Below are 5,073 nucleotides of genomic sequence, written 5' to 3'. Positions count from 1 at the left end.
GTGACGGCGGGCGGGTGGACGGGGGCACGGCCACTCCGCGGGCCAGTCGTGCCGCGGCCGCCGCGCCCGCGCTCGAAGCCTGGGCCACCAAGCCCGCGGCGAAGAACGTGAGCGCGCCCCAGTGCTCGTACGGGGCAGGGAAACTGCTCTGCTCCCAGCCGGGGCTGGTCTCCGCGCTGGATCCGGCGGACGGCAGCGTGCTGTGGCGGCACACCGTCGACGGCGCGGGTGCGCTGGGCGCGGGTGCCCCGCCCGTCGAGGCCGGTGGGCTGGTGCACGTGCTGACGGGCCAGGGCCGCCGGGTCCAGGCGCTCGATCCGGACACCGGCAAGGTGCGGTGGGAGCGGGACGTCTCCACGTACGGTGCCCAGCGGTACGCGGGCGGCATGCTGCTGCTGACCGCCGCCGACGGCACGGTCACCGGTGTGGACGGTGCCACCGGCGACACCGTGTGGAGCCGCCGGTTCCCGGGGCAGCAGGAGGCGTACTTCACGTGGTTCGACGGTGACCGTTCGGCCTACGTGGCGAGCGTCACCGGTGAGGGGGCGACAGCCCGGACACAGGTCACCGCGGTGGACCCGGAGACGGGTGACGTGCGGTGGGACGCCAGGCTGGACGGGCAGCTGGAACCGGTGGGGGCCCAGAACGGCTCCCTCTTCTTCGCCTCGATCGGGGGCGACTACCCCGACACGGTCGCCCTGGTCCGGTACGACCCCGGCACCGGCACCGGCACCGGCACCGGCACCGGCACCGGGAAGACCGTCCGTGTCGAGTTGCCCGTACGGCTCGAACAGGCCCACGCGGTGGTGCGCGGTGACGTCGTGTACCTGCTGAGCGGCGCGAGCGGCGCACTCGTGGCCGTCGACATGAAGGCCCGCGAGCAGGTGTGGCGGACCGAGACGGGGGTCGCGCGGGGTTCGACGCCGGTCGTCGGCGACCGCTATGTGTACTTCACCTCGTCCGACGGGCGACTGCTCGCGGTGGACGCGCGCAAGGGCCGGGTCAGCGGGCAGACCGCGTCTCGGCTCGGTGAATCGGACCGGATCACCAGTGCGCGGCCCGAGCCGGTGGTCATCGACGGCCGCGTCTGCGCGGGCATGCTCGACGGGACCGTACTCGGGCTGGACGGAAACGACCCGGCGAGCTGGTGACACCGCGGGCCGACGGCACGCTCCCGCACGCCACCGGCGCCGCCGGCGTCTGTGCCCACCGCACGACCGAGGGCCGTCCCCACCGCACGACCGAGGGCCGCCCCCACCGGGAACGGCCCTCACTCGTACGGGAGACTACGGCCGCCGCGCGGGACGACGGCGGTCCTCAGCCCAGTTTGCTGACGTCCCGCACCGCGCCCTTGTCGGCGCTGGTGGCCATCGCGGCGTACGCCCTCAGCGCGGCCGACACCTTGCGCTCCCGGTTCTTCGGGGCGTAGACGCCGTTCAGTGCCTGCTCGCGGCGGCCCAGTTCGGCGTCGTCGACCAACAGCTCGATCGAACGGTTCGGGATGTCGATGCGGATGCGGTCGCCGTCCTCGACGAGGGCGATCGTGCCGCCGCCGGCCGCCTCGGGCGAGGCGTGGCCGATGGAGAGGCCGGAGGTGCCGCCGGAGAAGCGGCCGTCGGTGATCAGCGCGCAGGACTTGCCCAGGCCGCGGCCCTTGAGGTACGAGGTCGGGTAGAGCATCTCCTGCATGCCGGGGCCGCCCTTGGGGCCCTCGTAGCGGATGACGACGACGTCGCCCTCCTTGATCTCCTTCATGAGGATCTTCTGGACGGCCTCCTCCTGCGACTCGCAGACGACCGCCGGGCCCTCGAAGGTCCAGATCGACTCGTCGACGCCGGCCGTCTTCACCACACAGCCGTCGACCGCCAGGTTGCCCTTGAGGACCGCGAGGCCGCCGTCCTTGGAGTAGGCGTGCTCGGCGGAGCGGATGCAGCCGCCCTCGGCGTCCTCGTCCAGGGTGTCCCAGCGCTCGGAGGTGGAGAACGCCTCGGCGGAGCGGACGCAGCCGGGGGCCGCGTGCCACAGCTCGACGGCCTTCGGGGACGGGGAGCCGCCCCGCACGTCCCAGGTCTTCAGCCAGTCGGCGAGGGAGGGGCTGTGGACGGAGTTCACGTCCTCGTTGAGCAGGCCCGCGCGGTGCAGCTCGCCCAGCAGGGCCGGGATGCCGCCGGCGCGGTGCACGTCCTCCATGTAGTACGTGCGGTCCTTGGCGACGTTCGGCGCGACCTTGGCGAGGCACGGCACGCGCAGCGAGACCGCGTTGATCTCGTCGAGGCCGAAGGGGACATCCGCCTCCTGGGCGGCGGCCAGCAGGTGCAGGATCGTGTTGGTGGAGCCGCCCATGGCGATGTCGAGGGCCATGGCGTTCTCGAAGGCCGCGAAGTTCGCGATCGAGCGCGGCAGGACCGTCTCGTCGTCCTGGTCGTAGTAGCGGCGGGTGATGTCCATGACCGTGTGGGCCGCGTCGATGTACAGCTGCTTGCGGGCCGTGTGCGTGGCCAGGACCGAGCCGTTGCCCGGGAGGGAGAGGCCGATGGCCTCGGTCAGGCAGTTCATCGAGTTGGCGGTGAACATGCCGGAACAGGAGCCGCAGGTCGGACAGGCGTTCTCCTCGATACGGAGGATGTCCTCGTCCGAGATCTTGTCGTTCACCGCGTCGGAGATCGCGTCGACCAGGTCGAGCGTGCGGACCGTGCCGTCGACGAGGGTGGCCCGGCCGGACTCCATGGGGCCGCCGGAGACGAAGACGGTCGGGATGTTGAGCCGCAGGGCGGCGTTCAGCATGCCCGGGGTGATCTTGTCGCAGTTGGAGATGCAGATCAGGGCGTCGGCACAGTGGGCCTCGACCATGTATTCGACCGAGTCCGCGATCAGGTCGCGGGAGGGGAGGCTGTACAGCATGCCGCCGTGGCCCATGGCGATGCCGTCGTCCACGGCGATGGTGTTGAACTCGCGCGGGATGCCGCCCGCCTCGCGGATCGCCTCGCTGACGATCCGGCCGACCGGCTGGAGGTGGGTGTGGCCCGGCACGAACTCGGTGAAGGAGTTCGCGACCGCGATGATCGGCTTGCGGCCGATGTCCGCGCCCGGTACACCGGAGGCGCGCATAAGGGCGCGGGCGCCCGCCATGTTGCGGCCGTGGGTGACTGTGCGGGACCTCAGCTCGGGCATCGCGCTCGCTCCTTCAGGGACCTTCTGAGACTGCGATCAGAGACTTCTGACTGAGTCGAGCGTACGCCCGTCGCACCAGGGGTTGGACAGGTTGTCCGGAATGCGGGATGACTGTCTCGGTTCTCGGCCGTCGGCGCGCGGTGGTGGCGCGTGGTGGTGGCGTGCGCCGTTCCGCGCGCCGCTAGAGAGGCGCGGTGAGGTGGGCCTGCACCACGGGCGCCACTCTTCTGATGATCTGCTCCGGGTCCGCCGACGCCAGTGGCTCGACCTTGATCACGTACCGCAGCATCGCGATGCCCACCAACTGCGCGGCGGCCAGTTCCGCCCGCAGCTCCGCGTCCGGCACCTCCAGGCGGTCGGCGATGCGGCGGAGCACCTGCGTGGCGATGATGCGGCGGAAGACGGCGGCCGCGGCGTCGTTGTTCACGGCGGAACGGACGATCGCGAGCAGGGGCGTACGGGTCGCCGGGTTCTCCCAGACCCCGAAGATGAACCGGGTGAGCCGATCGCCGACCCCGTCCAGCGGGCCCTCCTCGACAGCCTGCGGAGCCTGCATGGCCGGGCCGAAGGAGAGGGTGATGGCTGCCTCGAACACCTGCTCCTTCGTGCCGAAGTAGTGGTGCACCAGCGCCGAGTCCACCCCGGCGGCCTTGGCGATGCCGCGTACGGACGCCTTGTCGTAGCCGCGCTCGGAGAACTCCTCGCGGGCCGCCGCCAGGATGCGGTCGCGGGCGGCGGGCGTGTCGGCCGACTCCGTACGGGAGGGCCGGCCCCTGCGGCGGGGGGCGGTCGGGGTCACGGTCGGGGGACCCGCACGGCGGAGGCGAGATGCAGCCGGGTGAAGGCGAGCGCCTCCGCCAGGTCGGCCTCGCGCTCGGCGGCGGACATGGCGCGGCGGGTGTTGACCTCGATCACGACGTGGCCGTCGAAGCCGCTCAGGGCGAGACGTTCCAGCAGCTCGGCGCAGGGCTGGGTGCCGCGGCCCGGGACGAGGTGCTCGTCCTTGGCCGACCCCCTGCCGTCCGCCATGTGTACATGGCCGAGGCGGTCGCCCATGCGGTCGACCATGTCCAGGGCGTCCGTGCGGGAGGTCGCCGAGTGGCTGAGGTCGATCGTGAAGTGCCGGTAGTCGTCGTTCGTCACGTCCCAGTCGGGGGCGTACGCGAGCATCTCGCGGTCGCGGTAGCGCCAGGGGTACATGTTCTCGACGGCGAACCGGACGTCCGTCTCGTTCGCCATCCGCCAGATCCCGGTGACGAAGTCACGCGCGTACTGGCGCTGCCAGCGGAACGGGGGGTGCACGACGACCGTGCTCGCGCCGAGCTTCTCGGCGGCGGCCTGGGCGCGCTGGAGCTTGACCCATGGGTCCGTGGACCACACCCGCTGGGTGATCAGCAGACAGGGTGCGTGAACGGCGAGGATGGGGATCTGGTGGTAGTCGGAGAGGCGGCGCAGGGCCTCCAGGTCCTGGCTGACCGGGTCGGTCCAGACCATGACCTCCACGCCGTCGTACCCGAGGCGTGCGGCGATCTCGAAGGCCGTGGCCGTCGACTCCGGGTACACGGAGGCCGTGGACAGGGCGACCTTCGCGTCCGGGATCCGTACGGGTTCTGCCACGCGGGACAGCCTACGGGGTGGGGCCTTGGCTGCGCGCCGTCGGGGTGCGTGCACGTCGGCGACCGCGGCCCCGGTGGGGGCTGCTCGCGCAGGTCCCCGCGCGCCTGAAAAACAGGGGCTACGCCCCGTGCCTTTCATCCAGCAGCCCCGTTGCCTTTCAGGCCCGCGGGGCCGGGTCTTTCAGGCCCGCAGGGGCCTGATCTTCAGGGGCGCGGGAACTGCGCGAGAAGCCCCACGCACCCGCACCCGCACCCCCACCAGACCACCTACCACGCCACCCACCAC

At 71.8% G+C, this 5,073-nt stretch carries 4 protein-coding genes; 1 reads left to right on the top strand and 3 read right to left on the bottom strand.

Annotation, left to right across the window (positions count from 1 at the left end):
• On the top strand, window positions 1–1,151 hold a 1,151-nt coding region (locus P1P70_RS40345), incomplete at its 5' end, for a PQQ-binding-like beta-propeller repeat protein (protein ID WP_319246824.1).
• A 166-nt stretch (window positions 1,152–1,317) separates the two neighbouring features.
• Here the strand turns inward: P1P70_RS40345 and ilvD are convergent.
• The 3 genes from ilvD to P1P70_RS40330 all read right to left on the bottom strand — a co-directional run bounded on the left by ilvD (window position 1,318) and on the right by P1P70_RS40330 (window position 4,788).
• Window positions 1,318–3,171: a dihydroxy-acid dehydratase gene (gene ilvD, locus P1P70_RS40340; protein ID WP_319246823.1), complete on the bottom strand. Its 1,854-nt coding sequence runs from the start codon at window positions 3,169–3,171 to the stop codon at window positions 1,318–1,320.
• Window positions 3,172–3,352: 181 nt separating this feature from the next.
• Entirely contained in the window at window positions 3,353–3,970 is a 618-nt protein-coding gene (locus tag P1P70_RS40335) for a TetR/AcrR family transcriptional regulator (protein ID WP_319246821.1), read from the bottom strand.
• Window positions 3,967–4,788 carry a sugar phosphate isomerase/epimerase gene (locus P1P70_RS40330; RefSeq protein ID WP_319246819.1) on the bottom strand — a complete coding sequence of 274 codons (822 nt, stop codon included), beginning with the start codon at window positions 4,786–4,788 and terminating at the stop codon, window positions 3,967–3,969. Before P1P70_RS40330 ends, P1P70_RS40335 begins: the two co-directional genes overlap by 4 nt.
• Window positions 4,789–5,073: the final 285 nt, after the last annotated feature.

Source organism: Streptomyces sp. MB09-02B (genome assembly GCF_033794485.1).
GTDB lineage: Bacteria > Actinomycetota > Actinomycetes > Streptomycetales > Streptomycetaceae > Streptomyces.
Note: the sequence above shows the minus strand (reverse complement) of the source record. Positions and strands in the feature narration are given on the sequence as shown.